This is a genomic window from Microbacterium foliorum (assembly GCF_003367705.1).
GTDB lineage: Bacteria > Actinomycetota > Actinomycetes > Actinomycetales > Microbacteriaceae > Microbacterium > Microbacterium foliorum.
The window spans coordinates 1539568-1565630 of the sequence record NZ_CP031425.1; the positions used below are offsets into that span (position 1 = coordinate 1539568).

The window sequence follows — 26063 nt, forward strand, 5'->3', positions numbered from 1 at the left end:
AAATAGACTGGGTGCATGACCACGCAGGTAGCACTCGTCGGCGGAACCGGGAAGCTCGGCTCGATCATCCATTCGGTGATCGACGACCTCGAGGGCTTCGAGGTGGGCCGCGTGCTCACCTCGCGCAGCGATCTCGCTGAGCTCGACGGCGCCGGGCTCGTGATCGACGCCACCACGCCTCAGGTGAGCATCGACGTCGTGCGCGCAGCGGTGGAGAGGCACATCAACGTGCTCGTCGCGACCTCCGGCTGGTCGACTCAGCGGCTGGCCCTGGTGCGTCCGCTCGTCGAGGACGCAGGCACGGGTGCCGTGTTCATCCCGAACTTCTCCCTCGGATCGGTGCTGGGCTCCGCCCTCGCCGCCGCGGCCGCGCCGTTCTTCGGCTCCGCGGAGATCGTCGAGGCGCACCACGAGGGGAAGGTCGATTCCCCCAGTGGCACGGCCGTGCGGACGGCCGAGCTGATCGCCGCCGCCCGAGCGGAGCAGGGACCCGTGAGCGCGCCTCATGCCGACCAGCGCGCCCGCGGGCAGCAGGTGGGCAGCGTGCCCATCCATTCCCTGCGTCGTCCAGGGGTGGTCGCGAAGCAGGAGGTCGTGCTCGCAGGCCCGGGGGAGTCGCTCACCTTCACCCATGACACGGTCGAGCCCGCTCTGGCCTACGCGCCCGGCATCCGTCTCGCGGTCCCGTTCGCCGTGCAGGCGATCGGCGTGCACGTCGGGCTGGAGAGCATGATCGACATCGGCATCCGCTCATGATGTCGAGGATCGGCGTCGCGCTCATGGCCGCGGCGCTGCTGGTCTACCTCGCGGTCGCGATCTGGCTCGCGGTGATGTTCTTCGCCGTGGGCACCGCCGTGTCGATCGGGATGGGAGTCGCGCTGATCGTGCTCACGCCGATCGGTGCCTGGGCGCTGGTGCGCGAGATGCAGTTCGGATTCGCGGCCGACCGTCTGGGGCGTGAACTCGATGCCGAGGGCGGGATGCCGGAGGCGGAGTCGGAGCTCACTCCGAGCGGACGTATCGCCCGCTCGGACGCCGATCCTCTGATCGCGCGCTACGCAGCCGAGGCGGATGCCGCACCGAGCGACTGGCGAGCGCGGTACCGGCTCGGGGTGGTGCAGGATGCCGCGGGGCGCCGCAAGGACGCCCGCGCGAGCATCCGTGCGGCGATCCGCGTGGCCCGCGGCTGACGGGACTCAGGCGAGTGTGGCCTCGAGCGTGATCTCGATGCCCGCAAGAGCCTGGGACACCGGGCAGCCGACCTTCGCCTCGGCGGCGATCCGCTGGAAGTCGTCGGCGTCGAGCCCCGGTACGACCGCATTGACGTTGAGGTGGCTGCCGGAGATCCCGACGCCCGGCTTGAAGGTGACCGAGGCGCTGGTGTCGACGCGCTCGGGCGGAGTGCCGTTCTCGGAGAGCGCGTGAGACAGCGCCATACTGAAGCACGACGCGTGAGCGGCGGCGATCAGCTCCTCCGGAGTGGTGGTCGTGTCGCTGCCTTCGCTGCGCGCCTTCCAGTTGATGGGGAAGGTGCCGAGCTTCGACGAGGAGAACGACACGGTGCCCGAACCCTCCGCGAGGGATCCGGTCCAGGTGGTGGCGGCTTCGCTGGTGACGGGCATGATCTCTCCGATTCTCGCGCCGCGGGATGTGCGGACGCGTGTCCGGTCAGCCTACCGAGCGCGGCGAGGCGGGGGAACAGCCGTCGGGCGGCCGGCGCGTGATCCTCAGGTCGCGGTGGAGCCGCGCGCGACGAGTCCTGCGCGCTGCAACAGCAGGTACAGCCGGCAGCCGAGGCAGACCGAGAAAGCGGCGTTGAGGAACGCGGCGACGAACGCCGCGGCGGTCGCGATCGGAAGCGCCCACGGCACGCCGACCAGATGCAGGACGAGTCCGACGGTGACGACGAAGAGGCCGACGCCCTGTGCGAAGCGCGGCGGACGCGGGTCCTCGAGCTCGGTCGGAGGCGAGAGACGAGGGCGCACGAACCGCCGGAAGACGACGCCCCAGGGGGCGGTCGAGGGCCACGCCACGCCCCAGAGGAACAGGAGCGCGATCACGACGGTGAGGAGGAATCCAGGGTCGACTGCCCGCTGGGCGAGCGATGCCGAGGCGACCGCCCAGGTGCCGGATCCGAGTCCCGCCGACGCGAGCGGCTGGTATGCGAACCAGCCGAACGTCCGGGCTGTCGAGATCCCGATCAGACCGAGGAAGGTGGCCACCAGCAGGAGCACTGTCGTGATCGTGGCCGCGAAGCGCGGCCCGCGCGGGTCGATACCGGGGGTGCTGGTCATCTCTGCTCCAGGTTCTGCCGCCTCAGGCGGTGAGTGCGTCGGTGAGGGCGTGGCGCTGCGGCACGCCGTGGAAACGGGCCAGGACGGCGCCCGAGGCGTCGACGACGAAGGTGGTGGGGGTCTGGAGCACCCGATAGCGGGAGGCCAGGTCGGGGCGATGGGTGAGATCGACCTCGACGTGGTGCACACCGTCGCGCTCGGAGACGTACGACGAGAGCATTCGCCGCACCTGCGGGCAGCGTGTGCACATCTCGGTGCTGAACTGCACCAGGGTGGCATGGCGGCCCAGCGCGCCGACACCCGCATCGGCGGGGTCGAAACGCAGTCGACCGCCCGTTCGGCGGCGCCCGTCGCGGACACGCAGCACGATGCCCAGGGCGGTGGCGAGCCCGAGCAGAGCAAGGGCTGCGGCGAGGGCGAATGCGGGCGACATGGATCGAGGATACGGGGCCGTCGGCGCGCCGAGCGCGGTTGTGTCGGCTCGTGACGATCGGGCATCCGCGCCCCGGGGGCGGGTAGTCTGGCAGACATGAGCGCAGCCGTCCCGACGCCGTATGAAGACCTGCTCCGCGACGTGCTGGAGTCCGGCACGCACAAGTCGGATCGAACCGGCACGGGGACCACCAGCGTCTTCGGCCGGCAGATCCGTTTCGATCTCGCGCAGGGCTTCCCCCTGATCACGACCAAGCGCGTGCACTTCAAATCGATCGCCTACGAGCTGCTCTGGTTCCTCCGCGGCGAGTCGAACGTCAAGTGGCTGCAGGACAACGGTGTCACGATCTGGGACGAGTGGGCCGACGAGTCCGGCGACCTCGGTCCGGTGTACGGCGTGCAGTGGCGCTCGTGGCCGACCCCGGACGGTCGGAGCATCGATCAGCTCGCCGAGGTCATCGAGCAGATCCGCCGGTCGCCCGACTCGCGTCGCCTCATCGTCTCGGCCTGGAATCCCGCCGACATCCCCGACATGGCGCTGGCCCCCTGTCACGCGCTCTTCCAGTTCTACGTCGCCGACGGCAAGCTCTCGTGCCAGCTCTACCAGCGCAGCGCCGACCTCTTCCTGGGAGTGCCGTTCAACATCGCCTCCTACGCGCTGCTCACTCTCATGGTCGCGCAGCAGGTGGGGCTCGAGCCCGGCGACTTCGTCTGGACCGGTGGTGACTGCCACATCTACGACAACCACGTCGAGCAGGTGCGCGAGCAGCTGAGCCGGGAGCCGTACCCCTACCCGACGTTGCGTTTCGCCCGTACCCCGCAGAACGTGTTCGACTACCGGTACGAGGACTTCATCGTCGAGGACTATCAGCACCACGCCCCGATCCGCGCGGCGGTGGCGGTATGACCTGGGTCGGCCTCATCTGGGCGGAAGCCAGGGGAGGGGTCATCGGCGCCGAGGGCGGCATGCCCTGGAACGTGCCCGAGGATCTCGCCCACTTCAAGGAGAAGACCTTCGGCGCGCCCGTGATCATGGGGCGCAAGACCTGGGACTCGCTGCCTGCCCGGTTCCGTCCTCTTCCCGGGCGCGACAACATCGTGGTCACGCGGCAGCAGGACTGGTCTGCAGAGGGCGCGACTCGTGCCGCCACCGTGACCGATGCGGTGCGCGGACACGACAGGGTCTGGATCATCGGCGGAGCCGAGATCTTCCGCCTCGTCATCACCGATGCCGACCGTCTCGAGGTCACGGAACTCGATCTCGACGTCTCGGGTGATGCCTATGCGCCCGACACGACCGGCTGGCGGCTGGTCGACGAGTCCGAATGGGCGACATCGCGCACCGGCATCCGCTACCGCTTCCTCGGATACGAGCGCTGATGCCCACCGCACTCATCACGGGAGCGAGCGCCGGACTCGGCGCCGAGTTCGCTCGCGAACTCGCTCGTCGACAGGCTGATCTGATCCTCGTCGCGCGAACCGCCGGAGCGCTCGAGGACGTCGCCGCAGAGCTGCGCAGCGAATTCGGCGTGGCGGTGGAAGTCCTTGTGGCCGACCTGTCGGTCACCGACGACGTGCAGCGCGTGGCCGAGCGTCTCGGTGATGCGTCCGACCCGGTGCACCTGCTGATCAACAACGCGGGCTTCGGGCTGCCGCTGCAGTTCGCCGACAATGACATCGACGACGAGGTGAGGCACCTGCGCGTGCATGTCGAGGCATCGATGCGCCTCATGCACGCCGCGCTCGGGTCGATGCGCGGTCGCGGGGGACGGATCATCAACGTCGCCTCGGTCGCCGGCTTCATCTCGCGCTCCACGTACTCGGCGTGCAAGAGCTGGCTGATCGGCTTCAGCCGTTGGGCGAATGTCGAATACGCCTCGGACAGAGTCAGCGTGACCGCGGTCTGCCCGGGGTTCACCCACACGACGTTCCATGAGCGGATGGGACTCGCGCCCGGTCACGAGGGAATCCCGGGTCTCCTGTGGCTGGATGCGCGAGATGTGGTCCGTGCGGGTCTTCGCGATGCCGCACAGGGCAAGGCGGTCTCGATCCCGTCGCTGCGCTACAAGGCGATCGTGGCGCTCGCGAGCCTGCTTCCGAGCTCCGTGACATCAGGAGTGGCACGGCGCGGACGCGTCTGAGCCGGATCCTCGGAGCGATCTCCCTCGAGCGCACCGACACCCGTCAGCGGAACCTGCGCAGGTGGATGCCGGCGTAGGCGATCGCCGCCACGGTCTCCCCGTCGGTGATGCGTCCGTCGGCGATCATGCCGAGAGCCTCGGCGAACGGCACCCAGGTGACGGCGTCGATGCCCTCCTCCGCCTGTGTGCGCGTGGAGTCGTCCGACGAGGTCAGGCTGCGGGCCAGGTACACGTGCTCGGGCGCATCCGCGATGCCGTTCAGGGCGTTCATGGTTCCGAGCGGCGTCCAGTCGGAGGCGATGTACCCGGTCTCCTCGAGCAGCTCGCGTTTCGCGGCCGCGAGAGGATCCTCGCCATCGCTTCCCCCGGCCGGTACCTCGATCGAGACGCCGGTCGTGTACCGCTCGAGCGTGACGAGGCAGATCCTATCCTCGTCGTCGAGCGCGATCACGAAGACCGCCGGATGCCGCATCGTCACCACGCCGTAGATCCCGTCGCCCGCGGGGCCCGTGACCTGGTCCTCCCGCACCTCGATCCACCGATTCGCGTAGACCGTCGACGACTCGTGTGTGACCCATGTCATGGTGTCGAGCCTAGGTGGCTCCGTAGGATCGTCCGCATGGGATGGCTGTTCGGAAGAAAGCAAGACGCCGAGGACGCGAACGAGGTGCTCCGGCGGTACAACGAGGCCGAGGCCGCGCGGCTCACGGCGATGACCTCCGGTCTCCCGTCGCCGCCGACGGTCGACGACGGGACGCGCCCTGCGGCGTCCGGTGCGCTGTCCGTGCACTCGAGCGGGGCGGAGTTCCAGGTCGAGGACGTCTTCACGATCACGGGGCGCGGAAGGGTCGCGACGGGCACGATGAGATCCGGTGTGCTGCGGGTGGACGATGACATCCAGGTGCTGCGCGAGGGTGTCGTGCAGGCGCAGACGCGAATCACCGGCATCGAGATGTTCCGGAAGCATGTGAAAGAGGCCACGGTCGGTGAGCCGGTGGGTCTCCTGCTCCGCGAGAAGATCGCGGTCGCCCGCGGCGACGTCATCCGTCCCGCCCCGTCTGCGTGAGCAGCATCCGAAGCGATACGCTGGGGGGCATGACGCATTCGGGCAATCCCTTCGGACAGGTCCTCGTCGCGCTCGTCACCCCGATGACGGCCGACGGCGAAGTCGACTGGCCCGCCGTCGAGAAGCACATCGACGACGTCATCACCGCGGGGGCCGACGGCATCGTCGTGACGGGGACGACGGGGGAGACCTCCACCCTCACCGACCCCGAGAAGCTCAAGCTGGTCGAGGTCGGCAAGTCCGTCTCCTCCGGGCGCGCGAAGATCATCACCGGCGGTGGATCGAACGAGACCGCGCACGCGATCGAGCTGTACCGGGCCAGTGAGAAGGCCGGTGCCGACGGCATCATGATCGTCACCCCGTATTACAACAAGCCCACGCAGGCGGGAATCCTCACGCACTTCCGGCTCGTGGCGGACGCCACGGATCTGCCGGTCATCCTCTACGACATCCCCGGGCGCACCGGTGTGCCGATCAAGTACGAGACCATCCTGCGGCTCGCGAAGCACCCGAACATCCTCGCGGTGAAGGATGCGAAGGGCGACTTCTCCGAAGTCAGCCGCGTGCTCAACCAGACCGATCTGATGTACTTCTCCGGCGACGACGCGAACGCACTCCCGCATCTCTCGATCGGCGCCACCGGCCTGATCGGCGTGACCGCGAACATCACCGCCACCCCCTACCGCACCATCATCGACGCCGTGAACCGCGGCGATCTCGCCGCCGCCACCGTCGAGCACAAGCGTCTCGAGCCCCTGGTGCGCGCCGTCATGACGCACGTGCCGGGAACGGTCGCGGCGAAGTACATCCTGCACGGCCTCGGGCGCATCTCGAGCCCCCGCGTGCGTCTGCCGCTCGTCGGTCCCGAAGAGTGGGAGGCCGCCCTCATCGAGGACGAGCTCGATCTCGTGAGCGATCTCGCCGGTGCCGACTTCTCCAACTTCCGCCCCGACCGCAACGCGGCCGCGGGCGGCGCCCTGCCGAAAGTGCACGGCACCACCCGCTGACACCTGGCGCGCCGAGGCGCGTCGTAACGAACGAACGGATGCCTCGGGCATCCGACTGAGGAGACCACATGTCCATCCCGCTCTCAGAACCCGCTGCCCTCGCCGACGGCACCCTCCGAGTGACCCCGCTCGGCGGACTCGGCGAGATCGGCCGCAACATGACGATCTTCGAGTTCGACGGAAAGATCCTGATCGTCGACTGCGGCGTGCTCTTCCCCGAGGAGCACCAGCCGGGCGTCGACCTGATCCTGCCGGACTTCGAGCCCATCAAGCACCGCCTCGACGACATCGTCGGCGTCGTGCTGACCCACGGCCACGAAGACCACATCGGCGCCGTGCCGTACCTGCTGCGCCTCAAGAGCGACATCCCGGTGATCGGCTCCGGCCTCACCCTCGCCCTCGTCGAGGCGAAGCTCAAGGAACACCGCATCAAGGCGTACACGCTCACGGTGAAGGAAGGGCAGAACGAGAAGGTCGGGCCCTTCGACCTCGAGTTCGTCGCCGTGAACCACTCGATCCCGGATGCTCTCGCGGTCGCGATCCGCACCCCCGCCGGCCTCGTCCTCGCCACCGGCGACTTCAAGATGGACCAGCTCCCGCTCGACGGCCGGATCACCGACCTGCGTGCCTTCGCGCGCCTCGGCGAGGAGGGCGTCGATCTCTTCCTCGTGGACTCCACGAACGCGGACGTCCCCGGGTTCACCCCCACGGAGCGCTCGATCGGCCCCGTGCTCGACCAGGTCATCGGCAAGGCCCCGCGCCGGGTCATCGTCGCGAGCTTCTCCAGCCACGTCCACCGTGTGCAGCAGGTCCTCGACGCCGCCCACGCGCACGGCCGGCGCGTCGCCCTGCTCGGACGGAGCATGCTGCGCAACATGACGATCGCCGAAGACCTCGGGTACCTGAAGGTGCCCAGTGGACTGCTGATCGACTACAAGAAGGCCAAGGACCTCCCCGACGACAAGATCGTGTACATGTCCACGGGGTCACAGGGCGAGCCGATGGCCGTGCTCAGCCGCATGGCGAACCTCGACCACGCGATCGAGCCGGGACCGGGCGACACGGTCATCCTCGCGTCCAGCCTGATCCCGGGCAACGAGAACGCCGTCTACCGCGTGATCGACGGCTTGACCAAGCTCGGCGCGAACGTCGTGCACAAGGCGAACGCCAAGGTGCACGTCTCCGGTCACGCCGCCGCCGGCGAGCTCATCTACTGCTACAACATCCTCAAGCCCAAGAACGTCCTCCCCGTGCACGGCGAGTACCGGCACCTGATCGCGAACGCCAAGCTCGCCCAGGACACCGGCGTCGAGGCCGAGCGCACGATCATCGCATCGAACGGCACCGTGATCGACCTGAAGGACGGCGACGCGCGCGTGGTCGGCCAGCTCGACCTCGGGTTCGTGTACGTCGACGGCTCGACCGTCGGCGCCATCACCGACGCCGATCTCAAGGACCGTCGCATCCTCGCCGAGGAGGGCTTCGTCTCCGTCATCGTCGTCGTGGATGCCGCGACCGGGCGGATCATCTCCGGGCCCGAGATCCACGCCCGCGGCATCGCCGAGGACGACTCCGTCTTCGACGACGTGACGCCGAAGATCATCGCCGCGCTGAAGGAGGCCTCCGGCAACGGAGTCCGCGACACGCATGCGCTCTCGCAGGTGATCCGCAGGACCATCGGTCGTTGGGTGAACCAGAAGCTCCGTCGCCGTCCGATGATCGTCCCGCTCGTCATCGAGGCCTGATCCTCGGCGGCGAGCCGCGTTCACAGCCGTGCGTCATGCGGCTGTAACGCGGGCGTCGTACCCTCCAGGCATGCCGGACGCCTATTCGATCCGCGCCGCCGTGCAGGCGGACGGGAGCTTCCTCGGCGACATGGTCGTCGAGGCGGCGAACTGGCGTGCCGGCGGAGCGCGTGCCCGTCATGAGATCCTCACCGCCGTCGAGCATCGTCGGTATGTCACCGGATGGATGCGACCGGCGGATGCGGGTTTCGTCGCGATCGACTCCGACGAGTCGCCGATCGGTGCGGCCTGGTATCGGATCCTCGCTCAGGACGATCCCGGCTTCGGATACGTCGGCACGGCCGTCCCCGAGCTCATCATCGGGGTGCGGCCGGTATGGCGGGCGCACGGGGTCGGTCGGGCGCTCCTGCGACGGCTGGTGGTCCATGCCCGGAGTCAGGGGCATTCCCGGATCAGCCTCAGCGTGGAGCACGACAACTTCGCGAAGGCGCTCTACCGTTCGGAGGGGTTCATCGTCACCGAGTCGGGGTCTGTGCGCGACACGATGGTGAATCGGATGTCCTGACGGTGCTGCGGGGAGCCGAACCGTCTGGAATGCCGCGTCATTACGGGCAATGTCGGCCTCTCGCCGTAACGTGAGAGCATGGCCAGGAGCACCACGAAATCAGCGCGCGCGTCCGAGAGCGCCACGCCTCGCCCGAAGAGGCAGGCCGCTCCGAAGGCTCAGGCAGCGCCCAAGAAGTACATCGACGAAGTCGACAAGCCTCCGGTGGCGGTGCGGGCCTGGAACGGACTCGCCCACGGCGTCGGCGGGATCTTCCGGGCATTCGGACCCGAGACCCTCGAGAAGGACGACCGCCGCGACGGCTTCCCGTTCCTGCTCGTGCTGCTGGCGATCGCCGGCGCGGTCAACGAGTGGTTCTTCATCGGCAACGAGGTCGCCGCGAACATCAGCGCCTACTCGGTGGGGCTCCTCGTCGGACGCGTGGCCTTCGTCATGCCGGTCCTTCTCCTGCTGCTCGCGGGCTGGCTGTTCCGCCATCCGTCGTCCGTGCACGACAACGGGCGCATCGGCATCGGGTTCGGGCTGTTCATCCTCGCGCTCTCGGGCTTCTGCCATACCGCGGCCGGCCGCGCCGATTCCGCGGGGATCCTCGCGCGCCCGCAGCCCAGAGACGGCATGCCGGCTCTCAGCGAAGCGGGCGGACTGTTCGGCTGGATGCTCGGGGAGCCGCTCTCCTACCTCACGCCGATCGGTGCGTACATCCTGCTCTCGGTGCTCGCCGCCCTCAGCGTCCTGATCCTCACGAAGACGCCTCCCAACCGCATCGGTCAGCGCCTCGGCGACCTCTACGCGTGGATGTTCGACGCGGAGCGCACCGAGAAGCCCGCCAAGGACGCCGCATCGATCGACGACGCCGACAAGGTCGACGACCCCGATGTGCTCCCGTGGTGGAGGCGCAACAAGACCGGACGCGAGGAAGACCCCGACGAGGGCACTCTCGGCTCCGACGACATCACGGCGCTGCTGACGACCGCAGAGCCGACGCCGGCCTACGATCAGGCCGTCGTCGTCGAAGACCCCTACGACGCGGCCACCGAGGTGCTGTCCGAGGTGCGCGCGGTCGCGGACTCGCTCGCGGGGCAGCAGACCACGGCACTTCTCGACGACGGGTCCGACACCGGCGAAGCTCCCGAGCTTCCCGGTCTCGACGGCTTCGGCACCGCGGGGCCGGGGGAGCGCGGGCCGCAGGCTCCCGTCGCACCGTACATCCTGCCCTCGCCGGGTCTCCTGGTCGAGGGGCCGCCACCGGTCGTACGATCCGAGGCGACCGACAAGGTGATCGAGCAGATCACGAGCGTGCTGACCCAGTTCAAGGTCGATGCCAAGGTGACCGGCTTCTCGCGCGGTCCGACGGTCACCCAGTACGAGGTCGAGGTCGGTCACGGCGTCAAGGTCGAGAAGATCCTGCAGCTGAGCAACAACTTCGCCTACGCGGTGGCCTCGAACGATGTGCGCATCCTCTCGCCGATCCCCGGCAAGAGCGCCATCGGCATCGAGATCCCCAACGCCGACAAGGAGATGGTCGCGCTCGGTGACGTTCTCCGCTCGCCTGCGGCGCACAAGAGCACGCATCCCATGACGATCGGCGTCGGCAAGGACGTCGGCGGCAACATCGTCATCGCGAACCTGGCGAAGATGCCCCACCTGCTCGTGGCCGGATCCACCGGCTCGGGTAAGTCGAGCTTCGTCAACTCCATGATCACGAGCCTGCTGATGCGCGCGCGACCCAGCGATGTGCGGATGGTCCTGATCGACCCGAAGCGCGTCGAGCTGACGAGCTACGCGGGAGTGCCGCACCTCATCACGCCCATCATCACGAACCCGAAGAAGGCGGCCGAAGCGCTGCAGTGGGTCGTGAAGGAGATGGACATGCGGTACGACGATCTCGCGTCGTTCGGGTTCCGCCACATCGACGACTTCAACCGTGCGGTCCGCGCCGGCGAAGTGCAGCTTCCGGTGGGCAGCGAGCGCGTGCTGAAGCCGTATCCGTACCTGCTCGTGGTGGTCGACGAGCTCGCCGACCTGATGATGGTCGCCCCACGCGACGTCGAGGACTCGATCGTGCGCATCACGCAGCTCGCGCGCGCGTCCGGCATCCACCTGGTGCTGGCCACACAGCGACCGAGCGTCGACGTGGTGACCGGCCTGATCAAGGCGAACGTCCCGTCCCGCCTCGCCTTCGCGGTGACCAGCGTCACCGACAGCCGCGTCATCCTCGACAGTCCCGGAGCCGACAAGCTGATCGGGCAGGGTGATGCGCTCTTCTCTCCGATGGGATCGTCCAAGCCCTTCCGTCTGCAGGGCGCATGGGTGGACGAGAAGGAGATCGACGCCGTCGTCAAGCACGTCACGCGTCAAGCACGCCCCGACTACCGTCCCGACGTGCAGGAGGCGCTGGAGCCGACGAAGAAGAAGGAGGTCGACGAGGACATCGGCGACGACCTCGAGCTCCTGCTCGCGGCCGCCGAGCTCATCGTCTCCTCGCAGTTCGGCTCGACGTCGATGCTGCAGCGCAAGCTCCGTGTCGGTTTCGCGAAGGCCGGACGCCTCATGGATCTGCTCGAGTCCCGCGAGATCGTCGGGCCCTCCGAAGGATCGAAGGCGCGTGACGTGTTGGCCACAGCGGAGCAGCTGCCTCAGGTCATGGCCAAGCTGCGCGGTGATGATGGTCCTGCCGCAAACGCGGCACCGGCGGCTGTCGGAGCCACGGCCGCGGGCACGCCGCACGATCCGGTCGAGGCCCAGTTCCAGGGGCTGCCCGTGGTGGAGTCGGACGACGATGGCGATGAAGACGCCTGGGGATTGACGGGGCGCGACTGATGGGCATCCCACGCCAGCTCCCGAACGCGATCACGGTGGCGCGGATTCCGCTCGCTGTCGTCTTCTTCGTCGTTCTCCTCCTCGGAGGCACGTACGGCATCGACGACCTCGCGATGCGATGGGTCGCCGGAATCCTCTTCATCGTCGCGATCTCGACCGACTGGGTAGACGGGTATCTCGCCCGACGGTTCGACATCGTCAGCGACTTCGGCAAACTCTGGGATCCGATCGCGGACAAGCTCCTCACCGGAGCCGGTTTCGTCGGGCTCGCCATTCTCGGAGAGCTGCAGTGGTGGCTCGTCGTGGTCATCCTGGTCCGCGAGATCGGCATCACGGTGCACCGACTGGTCGTTGCGAAGGAGCACGTCGTCGCCGCAGCCTGGATGGGCAAGGTGAAGACCGCCGTGCAGGGAGTCGCCCTCTCGTGGGCGCTGCTCCCGCTGCACGTGCTGATCGGCGCAGAGCTGTGGATCGTCATCACAGCGATCCTGATGATCGCGGTGCTGATCCTCACCGTCGCCAGTGGGATCGACTACATCGTCGCGCAGGTGCGAGGGTCCCGGCGATCCGCGTGACCGCATCCTCCACCGTCGTCGCAGCGCTCACGGCCCGCCGGTGGACGCTGGGCGTCGCCGAGTCGCTCACCGGCGGGGCGCTCACGGCCGAGATCGTCGCGGTTCCCGGAGCATCCAGCACACTTCTCGGCGGTGTCGTGGCCTATGCGACGCCCGTTAAGCACAGCCTTCTCGGCGTGGATCACGAGCTGCTCGCTCGTCACGGACCCGTGCATGCCGAGGTCGCTCTGCAGATGGCCTCCGGCGTGCGCCGAGCAGTGCAGGTGCACGGGCGCGATGCCGATGTCGGTGTGTCGACCACTGGCATCGCCGGGCCGGACTCGCCTGACGGTCAGCCCGTCGGAACCGTGCACATCGCCGTCGTCACGCCCGAGGCACAGAGTGCAGAGTTCTTCGAGTTCTCGGGGGATCGGCCGCAGATCCGCGCCCTCACGGTCGACGCCGCACTCGCGCTGCTCCTGCGCATGGTCGGGGAATAGGAGAGAGCGATCGACGGTTATCTGGAATGTGCTCACACGGAAACCACAGCGTGCAAGGGTAGATTTTGTGAAGTTCAGTAGGACTAGACTGGCGATCTCATCGAGGCAGACCTCGATCGGACGACCTGGGAGGAGGTTCCGATGATTCTTGTACGACAGGAAATCGGCGATGTGCTGAGGGACTTCCGCCTGCAGAAGGGGCGCACGCTCCGGCAGGTTGCGAGCAAGGCTTCGGTGGCCCTCGGCTACCTCAGTGAGGTCGAGCGCGGTCAGAAGGAGGCCTCGAGCGAGATCCTCGCCTCGGTGGCCGACGCCCTCGATGTTCCGATCTCGATCATCATGCGCGAAGTGGGAGACCGGATCTCGGTTCTTGAGGGCATCCAGGTGTTCCCCGATGTCGTTCCCGACGACCTCGTCGCATCGGTCGAGCCCGAGCTCTCGCTGCACTGACTGCCTGATTCCCGGACTGGCATGCGCCGTAGCGAATTCCTCCGCGCCGTCGACGCCGAGTTCGGCGGCCGCGCGTCCTCCCTCGTCAGTGATCTCTCCCTGCGCCAGCTCTCGGGACGTACGGCAGGCGAGGCGCTCGAGGTCGGCATCCCGCCCCGAGACATCTGGTCGGCTCTCTGCATCGAGACCGATGTGCCCGTCGAGCGTCGCCACGGGGCCGGACGGCTCGAGCCGCGCAGTCGCTGACGCCTCCCGCCCGCTATTCGTTCGGTAAGACGCGCGGTGCGGTCGGCGTGTCGTCGAATATGTGTTCGAAATCGGCGTAGTGTTCTGCACAAGTGGTTCAGCGGAACTGTTCTCCCGGATTCTCGGTACCTACGGCGCAATGTCGGAGGTGCCTCGTACGGTGAGGAACAAGCCGAAGAGCCATACGCCTTGTCGGAGAGTTCCGCCCAGCCGGGAGGACCGCGACAGCCTACAGGCGGCACCATGCGAGCATTAGGAGCACGACATGCCATCACCCGCTGACCGCGAGAAGTCCCTCGAGACCGCACTCGCGCAGATCGATCGTCAGTTCGGAAAGGGCTCGGTCATGCGGCTGGGCAGCGACGAGCGCGCACCCGTCGCCGTCATCCCGACCGGCTCCATCGCCCTCGACGTCGCGCTCGGCGTCGGAGGACTGCCGCGTGGACGTATCGTCGAGATCTACGGCCCGGAGTCCTCCGGTAAGACGACGCTGACTCTGCACGCGATCGCCAACGCGCAGCGCGCCGGCGGCATCGCCGCCTTCATCGACGCCGAGCACGCGCTCGACCCGGACTACGCCGCCAAGCTCGGCGTCGACATCGACGCCCTCCTCGTCTCCCAGCCCGACACGGGTGAGCAGGCGCTCGAGATCGCAGACATGCTCGTCCGCTCGGGAGCCATCGACCTGATCGTCATCGACTCGGTCGCCGCCCTCGTGCCGCGTGCCGAGATCGAGGGCGAGATGGGCGACTCGCACGTCGGACTTCAGGCTCGCCTGATGTCGCAGGCGCTGCGAAAGCTCACCGGTGGTCTCAACCAGACGAACACCACGATGATCTTCATCAACCAGCTGCGTGAGAAGATCGGTGTGTTCTTCGGTTCGCCCGAGACCACCGCCGGTGGAAAGGCGCTCAAGTTCTACGCCTCCGTCCGCATGGACATCCGACGTATCGAGACGTTGAAAGACGGCACCGACGCAGTCGGAAACCGCACCAGGGTCAAGGTCGTCAAGAACAAGATGGCCCCGCCGTTCAAGCAGGCGGAGTTCGACATCCTGTACGGAGTCGGTATCTCTCGTGAGGGCAGCCTGATCGACTTCGGTGTCGAGCACGCGATCGTCAAGAAGTCCGGTTCGTGGTACACCTACGACGGCGATCAGCTCGGTCAGGGCAAGGAGAACGCCCGCACGTTCCTCCTCAAGAACCCTGACATCGCCCTGGCGATCGAGACGCAGATCAAGCAGAAGCTCGGCATCGGCGGAGCCTCCGAGACTCCCGCTGATGAGCTCGCCGAGCGTCGACCGGCGTGATCATCGACCCGCGTCAGCTCCGCACTCGGAGTGAGCGATGAATGATCACGGGGGCAAGCCGGAACAGCTCGCCCCCGTGATCCCGCTGTTCGGTCGTACGCCCCGTACGACTCCTCCCGACAGCAGGACCACCGATGCCGTCGCGGCTCCGGTGCCACAAGAGTCCGATCCGGCAGAAGATCAGGCACGGAGCGCAGGCGCCGGTGGCCGCTCTGACGCGACCGAAGACATCGGTACGTGGCGGTCGACATGGAGTGGCAGTTCAGCCGGTGCAGGTGCCGGTGCAGGTGCGGGTGCCGGTGCAGGTGCAGGTGCAGGTGCAGGTTCGACGACAGGATCGCGTGATCCGAGCGAGCGCCACCCGGCACGGGGAGGAGCGGCGAAGTCGGCTCCCAGACTGCGAGCGTTGCAGGTGGACGACGACGAGTCCTCAGGGGCCGATGTCTCGCCTGATGTCGATGCGCTGCGCGAGGCCGCGGAACAATTGCTTGTGCGCAAGCTCCGCTCGCGCTCCCTTTCCATCTCCGAATCGCGGATGGTGCTGAAGGGGTACGAGCAGGATCGGATCAGGCTCGAGACGGGTGTGATCGACGACATCATCGACGATTTCTGTCGGCGAGGATATCTCGACGACACCGTACTCGCCGAGCAGCTCGTCACCTCGGGAGTGGAGCGCAAGGGCCAGGGCCGAGTCGCGCTCTCGCGAGCTCTCTCGCAGCGTGGGCTGCCGCGCGACGTCATCGACGCGGCGCTCGACGAGCTTCCCGACGACGATGCGGACCGCGCTCTGGAGTTCGCGAGGACCAAGGCGCAGAGCCTGTCGCGCCTCGATGCCGACACCGCGTTGCGGCGACTGGTCGGTCAGCTCTCGAGGCGCGGGTACAACGGCTCTGTCGCCATGAACGCCGCGAAGACGGCACTGGCGGAGGCGTCGTTCCGCGGACCGCGGTCCGGCGTGCGTTTCGTGGATTCCGACTGACGGGTGCGGCACGCGTCGGACCACGCGGGCCGAGGTCACCGGGAGCACGGTTGGAGCGCGGGGTGTCCATCGGAGTGCGGGAAGCCCTGGGTGCGCAGGCCCGCCGTTCCGCGCACGGCATCCGCGATGGAGCGCTCGTAGAATGGAGGGACCATGACTATTCCGCGCAGTGAGCCGACGATCATCAGTTCCTCGTCGGCGGCAATCGACCTCGACGGACGCCAGCGCTCCTACGAAGTGCGTACCTTCGGATGCCAGATGAACGTCCACGACTCCGAGCGACTGTCCGGTTCGTTGGAAAGCGCCGGATACATCCGCGCCACGGACGGCGACGAGGCCGACGTCGTGATCATCAACACCTGCGCGGTCCGTGACAACGCCGCAGGCAAGCTCTACGGAACCCTCGGTCAGCTCGCGTCGGTCAAGCGCCGGAAAGACGGCATGCAGATCGCCGTGGGCGGCTGCCTGGCTCAGATGGACAAGCAGGCAGTGCTCGACAAGGCGCCATGGGTCGATGTCGTCTTCGGCACGCACAACATGGGGTCCCTGCCGGGACTCCTCGAGCGGGCTCGTCACAACGGCGATGCGGAGCTCGAGATCCTGGAATCGCTCGAAGTGTTCCCCTCGACCCTTCCCACCAAGCGGGACTCCGCGCACAGCGGCTGGGTGTCGATCTCCGTCGGATGCAACAACACCTGCACGTTCTGCATCGTGCCCAGTCTGCGCGGCAAGGAGAAGGATCGCCGACCGGGTGACATCCTCAACGAGATCCGGTTGCTCGTCGATGACGGTGCCATCGAGGTCACCCTGCTCGGCCAGAACGTCAACTCCTACGGCGTCGAGTTCGGAGACCGTCAGGCGTTCGGCAAGCTTCTGCGCGCCGCCGGCGAGATCGAGGGCCTCGAGCGCATCCGCTTCACCAGCCCGCACCCGGCGGCGTTCACCGACGACGTGATCGATGCGATGGCTGAGACCCCGAGCGTCATGCCGCAGCTGCACATGCCGTTGCAGTCAGGCAGCGACAGCATTCTGAAGGCGATGCGGCGCTCGTACCGCAGCGACCGGTTCCTCGGCATCCTCGATCGCGTGCGCGAGCGCATCCCGCACGCGGCCATCACGACCGACATCATCGTCGGATTCCCCGGTGAGACCGACGCAGACTTCGAAGACACGCTGCGTGTCGTCGGGAAGGCGCGGTTCTCGAGCGCGTTCACTTTCCAGTACTCGATCCGCGAGGGCACACCGGCGGCGACCATGGGCGACCAGGTCCCCAAAGAGATCGTCCAAGAGCGATACAACCGCCTGATCGCTCTGCAGGAGCGGATCTCGCTCGAGGAGAATCAGCGCCAGGTCGGCCGCGAGGTCGAGGTTCTCGTCTCGACCGGCGAGGGCAAGAAGGATGCTGCGACGCACCGGCTCACCGGGCGCGCTGAGGACAACCGGCTCGTGCACTTCGAGATCACACCCGGGTCGGACGTACCGCGCCCCGGTGACGTGGTCTCGGTGACCGTCACCCACGCGGCTCCGTTCCATCTGCTCGCCGACGATCCGTCCGGCGCGCCTCTGCGCATCCGTCGCACTCGCGGCGGAGACGCATGGGAGCGCGGGCAGGCGGAGTCCTGTGCGGTGCCGTCGCCGGCCTCCGGCGGAGCGGCGCGGGCGGTCTCGCTCGGCCTCCCCACCCTGCGCGTCGGCGTGTGACTTCCGCGCACGAGGCGGCGGACCCCACCCCCTCCCGCGACCTCGGAGGTCCTCGCCTCTGGGCGATCGTCGGTGCGACGGGGACGGGTAAGAGCGATCTCGCTCTCGATCTCGCCGACGCCCTGCGCGCACGCGGCAACCCGGCGGAGATCGTCAATGCCGATGCGATGCAGCTCTATCGCGGCATGGACATCGGTACGGCGAAACTGCCGCTCGAAGAGCGCCGCGGGATCCCGCATCATCTCTTCGATGTGCGTGACGTCGACGAGGATGCGGCGGTCGCCTGGTATCAGCCGTTGGCACGTTCGGCGATCTCGGAGATCCAGCAGCGTGGAGGGGATGCGATCCTGGTCGGCGGCTCCGGACTGTACGTCTCGAGCGTGGTGTTCGACTTCGCCTTCCCCCCACGAGACCCGGTTCTCCGAGAGCGTCTCGAACAGGAACTCGCGGTCGAGGGCATCGGCGTGCTGCTCGATCGGCTCCGTCGCCTCGATCCCGAGACTGCGGCGCGGATCGACGCACGCAATGACCGACGGGTCATCCGTGCTCTCGAGGTCATCGAGCAGGGGAGCAGTACGCATGGCGCGGCGCTGCCGCAAGCCCCTGCGCTCTGGCAGGAGCACACGCGCCTGCTCGGACTCCATGTCGACCGCGGCGCACTGGTCGAGAGACTCGATGCCCGTGTGTATCGGATGTGGCACGCAGGTCTCATCGACGAGGTGCGGGATCTGCGGGAGCGCGGACTGGAACAGGGGGTCACCGCCTCGCGTGCGATCGGGTACGCCCAGGCGCTCGGACAGCTCGACGGGCGCCTCACCGAGCCCGAGGCGATCGCGGAGACGCAGGCGCTCACTCGCCGTTACGCGCGCCGTCAGGTGTCCTGGTTCAAGCGCTACCCGGGACTGACCTGGCACGAGCCGCCCGTCGATGCGGAGGCGCTGCTGCGCGTCTGACGCACGCCTCCTGATGTCGGTGGCGTGTGCGAGGGTCGGAGCATGACCGTCCACTACTACACGTCGAGCAGCCTCGACGGGTTCATCGCGACAGACGACCACTCGCTCGACTGGCTGCTCACGCAGGACATCGACGATGAGGGGCCGATGGCCTACGCGTCGTTCGAGAAGTCGATCGGCGCCCTCGCCATGGGGGCCTCGACCTTCGAGTGGGTGATGCGACATGAGCGCGGGCGCTGGGGATACACCCAGCCCACCTGGGTCTTCACCCACAGAGACCTCGATCTGCCGCCGGGCGCTGACATCCGCGTGGTTCAGGGCGACGTGGCGGACGTTCACCCCGACATGCTGGCTGCCGCCGGCGGCGAAGACCTCTGGATCGTCGGGGGAGGAGACCTCGCAGGACAGTTCGCCGACGCGGGGCTGCTTGACGAAGTGTGGGTCCAATACGCCCCCGTGACCCTCGGGTCCGGAGCGCCCCTACTGCCCAGGGCACTGGACCTCGAGCTCCTCGACGTCGCACGCAACCGCGCGTTCCTGTGCGGTCGGTACCGCGTGCGGCGAGGCTGAACCTGCGGTGCTGCAGAACTCGCACCGACCATAGACTCGAACCATGAGTTGGGCGGTACGGGCGTTCGAACGCGCCGACACAGAATCGGTGGTCGCGCTGTGGACGGAGGCCGGGCTGACCCGGCCCTGGAACGATCCGCGACTCGACATCGAACGCAAGCTGCGAGTGCAGCCCGAGCTGTTCCTCGTCGCCGAGGACACCTCCGGTGATGTCGACGGGGCGGCGATCGTCGGCACCGTGATGGCCGGTTACGACGGCCACCGAGGATGGATCTACTACCTGGCCAGCGCGGAGTCCCATCGTCACCGCGGTATCGCCAGGACACTGGTGCGCGAGGCCGAACGGCTGTTGGAGGCGATGGGCTGCCCGAAGGTGCAGCTCATGGTGCGAGAGGGCAATGACGGCGTCCTCGCGTTCTACGATGCTCTGGATTACGAGCGCTTCTCGGTCACGAACCTCGGCAAGCGGTTGATCGTCGACGTCTGAGCGCCGACGGGTGATCGGTCTGGGTTGAAGGGCGACTCTAGACTGGATGCATGGTCGCATTCACCAAGGGACACGGCACCGGCAACGACTTCGTCATCATCGCCGATCCCGAGGGCGCTCTCGAGCTCACCTCGGAGCAGGTGGCGGTGCTGTGCGATCGGCACTTCGGCATCGGCGCCGACGGCATCCTCCGCGTCGTGCGCTCCGCGGCGATCGACGAGGGCCGGGCATCGTTGCTCGAGGAACCCGCCGCCGAATGGTTCATGGACTACCGAAACGCGGACGGGTCCATCGCTGAGATGTGCGGCAACGGCATCCGGGTCTTCGCCCACTATCTCGTCCGCTCCGGTCTCGCGACCATCGAACCCGGATCGACTCTGCCCATCGGTACGCGTGCGGGCGTCCGCGACGTGACGCGCAGCGAGACCGGTTACCAGGTCGATCTCGGGCTGTGGAAGCTCTCCGGTGACGACCCGCTCGTGACCGCTGAGGGGCTGTCGGTCACCCGTCCGGGCCTGGGGATCGATGTCGGCAACCCGCATGTGGTCGTCGCGCTGGCCTCGGAGGAGGAGCTGGAGTCACTCGAGTTGCACCGCGCGCCGGAGCTCGATCCGATCCTTCCCGCCGGTGCGAACGTCGAGTTCGTCGTTCCGGGCGAGCCTCTCGTGCGTGACGGGATCGGCCATGTCACCATGCGGGTGTCGGAGCGCGGTGTCGGCGAGACGCTCAGCTGCGGCACCGGCGTCGCGGCCACGGCTCTCGCCGTCCGGCACTGGGCGGGGGAGAAGGCCCCCCACCATTGGCGGGTCGAGGTTCCGGGAGGCACGCTCGGGGTGCGGATGTTCCCTGCGGAGGACGGCGAGCACGTCGCCCTCTCCGGTCCCGCACAGCTCGTCTACAGCGGCGAGGTCGACCTGATCTGATGCCGGTCGCGAGTCCGTTCGACCTCGTCATCTTCGACTGCGACGGCGTCCTCGTCGACAGCGAGAGGCTCTCGATCGAGGTGGATCGTCGGGTTCTGGCAGACCTCGGATGGTCGCTGTCGCACAGCGAGATCCTGCACCGGTTCGTCGGACGGTCGGCGGCCCATTTCCGTGCGGAGATCGAGCGTCAGCTCGGGGTACCGCTCTCCGACGACTGGGAGGCCCCGTATCAGAGCTGGTACGAGGACGCCTTCTCCCGCGAACTCACCGCCGTCCCCGGTGTGGAGGCGGCCCTGGACGAGATCCCGACTCGCACCTGCGTCGCGTCCAGCGGCTCTCACGCGAAGATCCGGCGCACGCTGGGCCTGACCGGGCTGCTTTCCCGTTTCGCAGGAAGGATCTACAGCGCGGATGACGTCGTCGAGGGCAAGCCCGCCCCTGATCTCTTCCTGCATGCCGCGGACAGCCTCGGTGTCGCTCCACGACGTTGCGCTGTGGTGGAGGACAGCCGATTCGGCGCGCAGGCCGCGCGGGCGGCGGGGATGCAGGTCTTCGGGTACGCCGGCGGTCTCACCCCGCCCGAATGGCTCGAGCAGGAGGGCGCGACGGTGTTCTCGGACATGCGAGTGCTGCCCGCACTGCTGCGCGGGTGAACAGTCTCGATCCCGGACTCAGACGAGGGTGATGGGCTCGGTCGGGGGACTACCGTGCTTGCGGACCTTGAGTACTCGGTAGCCCTTGGAGGTCGTCGTGCGGTGGACGCTGTAACCGGGGCTGAACGTCGCGGCGATCCACCTCTGCAGCGAGTCGGCACCGAGGTTGCGCTGCACCACCAGCCACGCATCGCTGCGCTCGTCGAGGCGGGGTATCCACTTCTCCAACAGCCCGTGCAGCTCATTCTTGCCGACTCGGATCGGAGGATTCGATCGGATCGTTCGGAACGTCACGTCTGAGGGAACATCCTGCGGCAGCGAGGCGTTGACATTGGTGAGGCCGTGCGCTGCCGCGTTCCGACGAACGAGGTCGAGTGCACGCTCATTCACATCGACGGCCCACACCGTCGAATGCGGAGCGGCGAGGGCCATCGAGAGCGTGATGGGACCCCACCCGCTTCCGAGGTCGAGAAGTTGGCCTCCCGGCGGTACGGGAGGCATGTTCGCGAGTAGGACGGCAGTACCGGCATCCAGCCGATCCGGGCTGAAGACGCCACCGGCAGTGGTGACGGACAGCTCTCGGCCTGCGAGCGTCACACGGATCGGACGCAGGTTCTCGGGGCTTGCCGGGGCCGCAGTGAAGTAATGGTCGGACCCCATACCGTGAGCGTAGCGGACACCGCGGGCTAAGGTTAAGGACCGCAACGAAACCCAGAGATTAGGAACGGATGACGGATACCACCTCACACTCCACCGGCGACGAAGCAGTCGATCGGGTGCTCGCGAACGCGGAGAAGCGGACGGAGGCTCGAGTGTTCGGCGCCGCACAGGCGCTGCAGGATCGATCGACGGCGTCGCATGCCACTTCGGACGGCGACCAGTGGGACCTGGAAGACCGCCACGCGCTGAGACGCGTCGGCGGACTCTCGACAGAGCTCGAAGACGTCACCGAGGTCGAGTACCGCCAGCTGCGGCTCGAGAACGTCGTGCTGGTGGGCGTATACCCGCAGGGTACTCAGGAGGATGCCGAGAACTCGCTCCGCGAACTCGCGGCCCTCGCCGAGACGGCCGGCGCCGTCGTGCTCGACGGCGTGCTGCAGCGCCGCCCGCACCCCGATGCCGCCACCTACATCGGACGTGGCAAGGCGCAGGAGCTCAAGGACATCGTCGCGGCCACCGGCGCCGACACGGTGATCGCCGACACGGAGCTCGCGCCGAGCCAGCGTCGCGCCCTGGAGGACGTCGTCAAGGTCAAGGTCATCGACCGCACCACCGTGATCCTCGACATCTTCAGCCAGCACGCGAAGAGTCGTGAAGGCAAGGCGCAGGTCGAGCTCGCGCAGCTCGAGTACCTGCTGCCGCGTCTGCGCGGCTGGGGTGACTCGATGAGTCGACAGGCCGGTGGTCAGGTCGGAGCCGGCGGAGCCGGTATGGGATCTCGTGGACCCGGTGAGACGAAGATCGAGCTCGATCGGCGTCGCATCCGCACGAAGATGGCGCTGCTGCGCAAGCAGATCCGTGATTTCGGTCCTGCTCGCGAAGCGAAGCGCGCCGAGCGCAAACGCAACACGATCCCCTCTGTGGCCATCGCCGGCTACACCAACGCCGGCAAGTCGAGCCTGCTGAACGCTCTGACGAGCGCCGGCGTCCTGGTGGAGAACGCTCTGTTCGCGACGCTCGATGCGACAGTGCGTCGTTCCGAGACCTCGGACGGCCGCGTGTACACGCTGACAGACACGGTCGGATTCGTCCGGAACCTTCCCCACCAGCTCGTCGAGGCCTTCCGCTCCACCCTTGAGGAGGTGGGCGACGCCGACGTCGTGCTGCACGTCGTCGACGGCTCCCACCCCGACCCTGCCGGTCAGCTGCAGACAGTGCGCGATGTGATGGGCGACGTCGGAGTGCGCGATATGCCCGAGCTCGTGGTCTTCAACAAGGCCGACCTCATCGACGACGGCGACCGTCTGGTGCTGCAGGGCCTGGAGCCCAAGGCGCACTTCGTCTCGTCGCGGTCGGGCGAAGGCGTCGAGGAGCTGCGGGCCGCGATCGAAGAGGCGCTGCCCAAGCCCGCCGTCGAGGTGCACGCGGTCGTCCCGTACGACCGGGGTGATCTCGTCGCCGCGATCCATGAGACGGGGATGCTGCTCTCGGTCGAGCACAGCGAGGACGGCACCGTCGTGCACGCCCGGGTGTCGGAGCGGCTCGCCGCCGATCTGGCTCCGTTCGCTGCGGCCTGACCCCGTCGGGTCCGGGGTCGCACCCCGGACCGACGGCTCAGCGTGCGACGAACCGTGCCTCGACGGTCGCGGTGATGACGATCGCGTCGGGCTCGTAGGCCATGGAGGCGCCGGTCATGTCGCCTGATTCCTGAACCATCCCACGGAACTTCGCCATGCCCGCCGGGGGAGCGGACGCGGTGGGGGCGATCAGCCCGGCATCCGCGATCTCGACGGGCTCGACGTCGTGGAGTCCGAGTGCGGTCGCATATGCGCGGGCCCTGGCCACCGCCACGCCGACCGCCTCGGAGGCGACCTCACGCTCGAGTCGGGCGTTCGTCTCGGGTGTGAGGTGCCAGCTCACCGACCCGACCTCGACACCGTCCCACGGCGACACGTCCGACACCCAGATCGAGAGATCGGACGCGTCGATGAATGTCGCCGTCAGGTCGATGCTCGCATAGTAGATCGGAGCGAGCCTCTTGCCCTCGTTGTTCCAGGGACGCTCGGCGCGCACGGACAGGCGAGTGCTCGTCCAGTCCACGATCACGCCGGACTCCTTGCGTGCCGTGATGCTGTCTCGGACCGGCTCGGTGAGACGCATCGCGTGCTCGACGACGGGCGAGCGCTCGGAGCCTTCTGCGCGCACACTGAGACGGATCGTGGCGCGCTCAGGGGCGACGCGGGTCTCGTGTTCTCCGCGCACGGTGACGGTGACTTCGCTCATGGGGCGACTCTACGCCAGCGTCTCGCGGGGCGCGGAATGGCGGAGCGCCGCCGGACGTTGTAAACTGAGATGCTCGGGTACTTCGGTCCCGAGCAGGTAATTCCACAGTGTGACAGCGGCTCCTTCGAGAGAAGGACCACGGGGCTGATCGGTTTCGACAGCGCCTGTGAATCCACGAGAAGCGGGCCGAGGATGCAGAGTTATCTCGTAAACGCTCTCTGCAAAAAAATAGTTGCCGAAACCAAGCGCAACGACTTCGCCCTCGCTGCATAAGCGAGCCCGATAGTCCGTCAGGCCGTATGTGATTCCGATACGGATCCTGGCGTCATCTAGGAATCTTGCTGCGTGATGGCGTCTGGACGTCACGTGGGACTCTTCCCAGGCTGGGCTTGTCGAATTAGGTGTCTGTGACAAAGGTCGGAGCCGAGTAGAACGTCTGCACAGACTGCGCCCGGAGAAGGCGTGGAGACTCAGCGTTGGACGGGGGTTCGATTCCCCCCAGCTCCACCAGGTCGCTGTCACAAGCAAGAAGGCCCGCCTCCCCAGTGATCACTGGGGAGGCGGGCCTTTTCGCGTTGTGGATAACTGGTCAGGCGGCGAGCCCTGCCCACGCTTGCCCACATCCACCGCTGTCGCACGGTCGTCGAGCCCATTCGCGACATCGTCGAGAGCGGGACCGCTGAACGGTCGCGCCATCGGGGCATAACTAGAACATTGGAATACCCGAAGGGGATCGTCGCACCACAGACGTCTCCGCGGGAACCGGTGTCGGCTCGACTCGTGTCAGCGGAACGGATGTCAGAACGCGTGTGTCCTACTCGTGCACCGTACCCGTCGATAGCGTCGAAGTGGAGTCGGCGCTGACGCGCGCCGCGGCGATGATCGACAACGTGAATTTCAGTGTCGTCGACTTCTCCGACGTGTTCTGCGACGAGGTCTGCTACCCCGTCGTCGGTTGAATCCCCGCGTATTTCGACAGCAACCACCTGACCGAAGCGCTCACCCGTTCGTTCGGCGAGGACTGGCTCAGGGACGAGCTGACACAGCCGTTCGTGCAGCGATGACGGCCCGCCCGGCGATTGCCGCCTGGTGCGGGCGGTCCTGAGCTGCCGAACTCCTGCTGCCTTCCGCGGCGGCTCACCTTCGCTTCCTGCGAGATTCGGGGCAGCGCCGGAAGCATGCAGATCGGGCAGAGTTCGATCTCTTTCTTCGCGTTCTGTGGAGGCCGCCAGACGGTCGGCTCTACGCGCGCATCCTGCCTCCGGCGCCGTGCTCGGCACACCGGCGGGCGCCGGGCCGGGTTATGCCGTCGCGAACGGAGGACGGTGCGGGATCGCGATGGGGGAGGTGGTGCGGTCGGGAGTCGCGTAGAAGCGTCGGACGTCAGCGAGCACGTCATCGGCGGACATGTAGCAGTTGGCCAGAGGGAGGTCCCGCATCCAGACGACGTCGACCTCTACGGCGTCGACCTGATAGACGCAGGCGACAGTCTGCCGGGAATCATCGGCCGTGTACTTGTGGTCCAGGACCAGCCACTCGCTGTCGGTCGCCTTGCGAAGTTCGAAGCGGGGATCGGACATGGGGGGACTCCACTCTCTTGACACCGGTTCCTGGCTTGGAGAGAAGTACCGCGAGCGCGTGGGGGCGCAACTCGACCGATCGGGTTCGCATCCTCCGCCAGATCTCGCACCAGGCTAAGAACGTCCGAAATCTTGCTCCAGACCC

The 26063-nt window shown here is 67.5% G+C and carries 30 protein-coding genes and 1 other RNA gene; 24 read left to right on the forward strand and 7 right to left on the reverse strand.

What is annotated here, in order from left to right; genetic code table 11:
- Nucleotides 1–15: 15 nt before the first annotated feature.
- Together dapB and DXT68_RS06995 are read left to right on the forward strand one after the other, a co-directional pair.
- A complete protein-coding gene (dapB, locus tag DXT68_RS06990; protein ID WP_045255323.1) occupies nt 16–756 on the forward strand; it encodes a 4-hydroxy-tetrahydrodipicolinate reductase in 741 nt (246 codons plus the stop codon).
- Complete coding sequence (locus DXT68_RS06995; RefSeq protein ID WP_045255322.1) at nt 753–1190, forward strand: hypothetical protein; 438 nt, start codon at nt 753–755, stop codon at nt 1188–1190. Before dapB ends, DXT68_RS06995 begins: the two co-directional genes overlap by 4 nt.
- A 6-nt stretch (nt 1191–1196) precedes the next feature.
- Here DXT68_RS06995 and DXT68_RS07000 read toward each other — a convergent pair whose 3' ends face one another.
- The 3 genes from DXT68_RS07000 to DXT68_RS07010 form a co-directional block, all read right to left on the reverse strand.
- Nucleotides 1197–1622 (reverse strand): OsmC family protein, encoded by a 426-nt coding sequence (locus tag DXT68_RS07000; RefSeq protein WP_045255321.1) that lies wholly within the window; start codon nt 1620–1622, stop codon nt 1197–1199.
- Nucleotides 1623–1727: 105 nt separating this feature from the next.
- Nucleotides 1728–2294 (reverse strand): DUF4395 domain-containing protein, encoded by a 567-nt coding sequence (locus tag DXT68_RS07005; protein WP_045255320.1) that lies wholly within the window; start codon nt 2292–2294, stop codon nt 1728–1730.
- Between the two features lie 22 nt (nt 2295–2316).
- Nucleotides 2317–2727, reverse strand: coding sequence for a thioredoxin family protein (locus tag DXT68_RS07010; protein WP_045255319.1), 411 nt, complete (start codon nt 2725–2727; stop codon nt 2317–2319).
- A gap of 96 nt (nt 2728–2823) precedes the next feature.
- Here DXT68_RS07010 and DXT68_RS07015 point away from each other — a divergent pair, with 96 nt between their 5' ends.
- The 3 genes from DXT68_RS07015 to DXT68_RS07025 are packed head-to-tail and all read left to right on the forward strand — an operon-like array spanning nt 2824 to nt 4867.
- A complete protein-coding gene (locus tag DXT68_RS07015) occupies nt 2824–3633 on the forward strand; it encodes a thymidylate synthase (RefSeq protein WP_045255318.1) in 810 nt (269 codons plus the stop codon).
- Nucleotides 3630–4106: a dihydrofolate reductase gene (locus tag DXT68_RS07020; RefSeq protein ID WP_045255317.1), complete on the forward strand. Its 477-nt coding sequence runs from the start codon at nt 3630–3632 to the stop codon at nt 4104–4106. The genes DXT68_RS07015 and DXT68_RS07020 overlap by 4 nt, the downstream gene beginning before the upstream one ends.
- Complete coding sequence (locus DXT68_RS07025; RefSeq protein ID WP_045255316.1) at nt 4106–4867, forward strand: SDR family NAD(P)-dependent oxidoreductase; 762 nt, start codon at nt 4106–4108, stop codon at nt 4865–4867. The genes DXT68_RS07020 and DXT68_RS07025 overlap by 1 nt, the downstream gene beginning before the upstream one ends.
- 43 nt (nt 4868–4910) lie before the next feature.
- Here the strand turns inward: DXT68_RS07025 and DXT68_RS07030 are convergent, their stop codons facing one another.
- Nucleotides 4911–5450, reverse strand: coding sequence for an NUDIX domain-containing protein (locus DXT68_RS07030; protein WP_045255315.1), 540 nt, complete (start codon nt 5448–5450; stop codon nt 4911–4913).
- A 36-nt stretch (nt 5451–5486) separates the two neighbouring features.
- Between DXT68_RS07030 and DXT68_RS07035 the strand changes: the two genes are divergently transcribed.
- From DXT68_RS07035 to DXT68_RS07120, 17 genes are all read left to right on the forward strand, one after another.
- Nucleotides 5487–5933 (forward strand): EF-Tu/IF-2/RF-3 family GTPase, encoded by a 447-nt coding sequence (locus tag DXT68_RS07035; protein ID WP_082069038.1) that lies wholly within the window; start codon nt 5487–5489, stop codon nt 5931–5933.
- Nucleotides 5934–5962: 29 nt separating this feature from the next.
- Entirely contained in the window at nt 5963–6940 is a 978-nt protein-coding gene (gene dapA, locus DXT68_RS07040) for a 4-hydroxy-tetrahydrodipicolinate synthase (RefSeq protein WP_045255314.1), read from the forward strand.
- A 68-nt stretch (nt 6941–7008) separates the two neighbouring features.
- Nucleotides 7009–8685 (forward strand): ribonuclease J, encoded by a 1677-nt coding sequence (locus DXT68_RS07045; RefSeq protein ID WP_045255313.1) that lies wholly within the window; start codon nt 7009–7011, stop codon nt 8683–8685.
- Between the two features lie 70 nt (nt 8686–8755).
- A complete protein-coding gene (locus DXT68_RS07050) occupies nt 8756–9250 on the forward strand; it encodes a GNAT family N-acetyltransferase (protein ID WP_045255312.1) in 495 nt (164 codons plus the stop codon).
- Nucleotides 9251–9328: 78 nt separating this feature from the next.
- On the forward strand, nt 9329–12070 hold the full coding sequence (locus DXT68_RS07055) for an FtsK/SpoIIIE family DNA translocase (RefSeq protein ID WP_045255311.1): 2742 nt from the start codon (nt 9329–9331) through the stop codon (nt 12068–12070).
- Nucleotides 12070–12645, forward strand: a complete 576-nt coding sequence (gene pgsA, locus DXT68_RS07060; RefSeq protein ID WP_045255310.1) for a CDP-diacylglycerol--glycerol-3-phosphate 3-phosphatidyltransferase — start codon at nt 12070–12072, stop codon at nt 12643–12645. Before DXT68_RS07055 ends, pgsA begins: the two co-directional genes overlap by 1 nt.
- Nucleotides 12642–13124 carry a CinA family protein gene (locus DXT68_RS07065; protein WP_052677835.1) on the forward strand — a complete coding sequence of 161 codons (483 nt, stop codon included), beginning with the start codon at nt 12642–12644 and terminating at the stop codon, nt 13122–13124. Before pgsA ends, DXT68_RS07065 begins: the two co-directional genes overlap by 4 nt.
- Before the next feature lie 141 nt (nt 13125–13265).
- Nucleotides 13266–13574, forward strand: coding sequence for a helix-turn-helix domain-containing protein (locus tag DXT68_RS07070; protein WP_042541772.1), 309 nt, complete (start codon nt 13266–13268; stop codon nt 13572–13574).
- Between the two features lie 21 nt (nt 13575–13595).
- Nucleotides 13596–13820 (forward strand): DUF3046 domain-containing protein, encoded by a 225-nt coding sequence (locus DXT68_RS07075; protein WP_045255309.1) that lies wholly within the window; start codon nt 13596–13598, stop codon nt 13818–13820.
- Nucleotides 13821–14085: 265 nt separating this feature from the next.
- Nucleotides 14086–15129, forward strand: a complete 1044-nt coding sequence (recA, locus tag DXT68_RS07080) for a recombinase RecA (RefSeq protein ID WP_045255308.1) — start codon at nt 14086–14088, stop codon at nt 15127–15129.
- A 412-nt stretch (nt 15130–15541) separates the two neighbouring features.
- Nucleotides 15542–16108, forward strand: coding sequence for a regulatory protein RecX (locus DXT68_RS07090; RefSeq protein ID WP_244268229.1), 567 nt, complete (start codon nt 15542–15544; stop codon nt 16106–16108).
- Between the two features lie 153 nt (nt 16109–16261).
- Nucleotides 16262–17809 carry a tRNA (N6-isopentenyl adenosine(37)-C2)-methylthiotransferase MiaB gene (gene miaB / locus DXT68_RS07095; protein ID WP_045255307.1) on the forward strand — a complete coding sequence of 516 codons (1548 nt, stop codon included), beginning with the start codon at nt 16262–16264 and terminating at the stop codon, nt 17807–17809.
- On the forward strand, nt 17806–18762 hold the full coding sequence (gene miaA, locus DXT68_RS07100; RefSeq protein ID WP_045255655.1) for a tRNA (adenosine(37)-N6)-dimethylallyltransferase MiaA: 957 nt from the start codon (nt 17806–17808) through the stop codon (nt 18760–18762). The genes miaB and miaA overlap by 4 nt, the downstream gene beginning before the upstream one ends.
- A gap of 42 nt (nt 18763–18804) precedes the next feature.
- Nucleotides 18805–19332 (forward strand): dihydrofolate reductase family protein, encoded by a 528-nt coding sequence (locus DXT68_RS07105; RefSeq protein ID WP_045255306.1) that lies wholly within the window; start codon nt 18805–18807, stop codon nt 19330–19332.
- 43 nt (nt 19333–19375) lie between these two features.
- Nucleotides 19376–19819 carry a GNAT family acetyltransferase gene (locus DXT68_RS07110; RefSeq protein WP_045255305.1) on the forward strand — a complete coding sequence of 148 codons (444 nt, stop codon included), beginning with the start codon at nt 19376–19378 and terminating at the stop codon, nt 19817–19819.
- 50 nt (nt 19820–19869) lie between these two features.
- Nucleotides 19870–20742, forward strand: a complete 873-nt coding sequence (dapF, locus tag DXT68_RS07115; RefSeq protein ID WP_045255304.1) for a diaminopimelate epimerase — start codon at nt 19870–19872, stop codon at nt 20740–20742.
- Nucleotides 20742–21395, forward strand: a complete 654-nt coding sequence (locus DXT68_RS07120; protein ID WP_045255303.1) for an HAD family hydrolase — start codon at nt 20742–20744, stop codon at nt 21393–21395. The genes dapF and DXT68_RS07120 overlap by 1 nt, the downstream gene beginning before the upstream one ends.
- 18 nt (nt 21396–21413) lie before the next feature.
- Here the strand turns inward: DXT68_RS07120 and DXT68_RS07125 are convergent, their stop codons facing one another.
- Nucleotides 21414–22055, reverse strand: coding sequence for a class I SAM-dependent methyltransferase (locus tag DXT68_RS07125; RefSeq protein ID WP_045255302.1), 642 nt, complete (start codon nt 22053–22055; stop codon nt 21414–21416).
- A 68-nt stretch (nt 22056–22123) separates the two neighbouring features.
- Here DXT68_RS07125 and hflX point away from each other — a divergent pair, with 68 nt between their 5' ends.
- Nucleotides 22124–23632, forward strand: a complete 1509-nt coding sequence (gene hflX / locus DXT68_RS07130) for a GTPase HflX (protein ID WP_045255301.1) — start codon at nt 22124–22126, stop codon at nt 23630–23632.
- A 37-nt stretch (nt 23633–23669) separates the two neighbouring features.
- On the opposite strand, the gene DXT68_RS07135 is transcribed toward hflX, so the two are convergent.
- The gene (locus tag DXT68_RS07135; RefSeq protein WP_045255300.1) at nt 23670–24338 is read right to left on the reverse strand and encodes an SIMPL domain-containing protein; all 669 of its coding nucleotides are present in this window, start codon (nt 24336–24338) and stop codon (nt 23670–23672) included.
- A 140-nt stretch (nt 24339–24478) separates the two neighbouring features.
- On the opposite strand from DXT68_RS07135, the gene ssrA reads away from it, so the two are divergent.
- Nucleotides 24479–24848: a transfer-messenger RNA gene (ssrA, locus tag DXT68_RS07140) on the forward strand.
- Between the two features lie 791 nt (nt 24849–25639).
- Here the strand turns inward: ssrA and DXT68_RS07145 are convergent.
- Entirely contained in the window at nt 25640–25918 is a 279-nt protein-coding gene (locus DXT68_RS07145; protein WP_045255299.1) for a hypothetical protein, read from the reverse strand.
- Nucleotides 25919–26063: the final 145 nt, after the last annotated feature.

Bases quoted from the DNA above. Each gene is read 5' to 3' on its own strand.
- DXT68_RS07070 (WP_042541772.1), top strand. From the start codon at position 13,266: ATGATTCTTGTACGACAGGAAATCGGCGATGTGCTGAGGGACTTCCGC.
- DXT68_RS07020 (WP_045255317.1), top strand. From the start codon at position 3,630: ATGACCTGGGTCGGCCTCATCTGGGCGGAAGCCAGGGGAGGGGTCATC.
- DXT68_RS07000 (WP_045255321.1), bottom strand. From the start codon at position 1,622: ATGCCCGTCACCAGCGAAGCCGCCACCACCTGGACCGGATCCCTCGCG.
- DXT68_RS07125 (WP_045255302.1), bottom strand. From the start codon at position 22,055: ATGGGGTCCGACCATTACTTCACTGCGGCCCCGGCAAGCCCCGAGAAC.
- DXT68_RS07035 (WP_082069038.1), top strand. From the start codon at position 5,487: ATGGGATGGCTGTTCGGAAGAAAGCAAGACGCCGAGGACGCGAACGAG.
- dapA (WP_045255314.1), top strand. From the start codon at position 5,963: ATGACGCATTCGGGCAATCCCTTCGGACAGGTCCTCGTCGCGCTCGTC.
- DXT68_RS07075 (WP_045255309.1), top strand. From the start codon at position 13,596: ATGCGCCGTAGCGAATTCCTCCGCGCCGTCGACGCCGAGTTCGGCGGC.
- hflX (WP_045255301.1), top strand. From the start codon at position 22,124: ATGACGGATACCACCTCACACTCCACCGGCGACGAAGCAGTCGATCGG.
- DXT68_RS07055 (WP_045255311.1), top strand. From the start codon at position 9,329: ATGGCCAGGAGCACCACGAAATCAGCGCGCGCGTCCGAGAGCGCCACG.
- miaB (WP_045255307.1), top strand. From the start codon at position 16,262: ATGACTATTCCGCGCAGTGAGCCGACGATCATCAGTTCCTCGTCGGCG.
- pgsA (WP_045255310.1), top strand. From the start codon at position 12,070: ATGGGCATCCCACGCCAGCTCCCGAACGCGATCACGGTGGCGCGGATT.
- dapF (WP_045255304.1), top strand. From the start codon at position 19,870: ATGGTCGCATTCACCAAGGGACACGGCACCGGCAACGACTTCGTCATC.
- DXT68_RS07005 (WP_045255320.1), bottom strand. From the start codon at position 2,294: ATGACCAGCACCCCCGGTATCGACCCGCGCGGGCCGCGCTTCGCGGCC.
- DXT68_RS07110 (WP_045255305.1), top strand. From the start codon at position 19,376: ATGAGTTGGGCGGTACGGGCGTTCGAACGCGCCGACACAGAATCGGTG.
- DXT68_RS07015 (WP_045255318.1), top strand. From the start codon at position 2,824: ATGAGCGCAGCCGTCCCGACGCCGTATGAAGACCTGCTCCGCGACGTG.
- DXT68_RS06995 (WP_045255322.1), top strand. From the start codon at position 753: ATGATGTCGAGGATCGGCGTCGCGCTCATGGCCGCGGCGCTGCTGGTC.
- dapB (WP_045255323.1), top strand. From the start codon at position 16: ATGACCACGCAGGTAGCACTCGTCGGCGGAACCGGGAAGCTCGGCTCG.
- DXT68_RS07050 (WP_045255312.1), top strand. From the start codon at position 8,756: ATGCCGGACGCCTATTCGATCCGCGCCGCCGTGCAGGCGGACGGGAGC.
- DXT68_RS07025 (WP_045255316.1), top strand. From the start codon at position 4,106: ATGCCCACCGCACTCATCACGGGAGCGAGCGCCGGACTCGGCGCCGAG.
- DXT68_RS07120 (WP_045255303.1), top strand. From the start codon at position 20,742: ATGCCGGTCGCGAGTCCGTTCGACCTCGTCATCTTCGACTGCGACGGC.
- DXT68_RS07010 (WP_045255319.1), bottom strand. From the start codon at position 2,727: ATGTCGCCCGCATTCGCCCTCGCCGCAGCCCTTGCTCTGCTCGGGCTC.
- DXT68_RS07030 (WP_045255315.1), bottom strand. From the start codon at position 5,450: ATGACATGGGTCACACACGAGTCGTCGACGGTCTACGCGAATCGGTGG.
- DXT68_RS07135 (WP_045255300.1), bottom strand. From the start codon at position 24,338: ATGAGCGAAGTCACCGTCACCGTGCGCGGAGAACACGAGACCCGCGTC.
- DXT68_RS07145 (WP_045255299.1), bottom strand. From the start codon at position 25,918: ATGTCCGATCCCCGCTTCGAACTTCGCAAGGCGACCGACAGCGAGTGG.
- DXT68_RS07105 (WP_045255306.1), top strand. From the start codon at position 18,805: ATGACCGTCCACTACTACACGTCGAGCAGCCTCGACGGGTTCATCGCG.
- DXT68_RS07045 (WP_045255313.1), top strand. From the start codon at position 7,009: ATGTCCATCCCGCTCTCAGAACCCGCTGCCCTCGCCGACGGCACCCTC.
- recA (WP_045255308.1), top strand. From the start codon at position 14,086: ATGCCATCACCCGCTGACCGCGAGAAGTCCCTCGAGACCGCACTCGCG.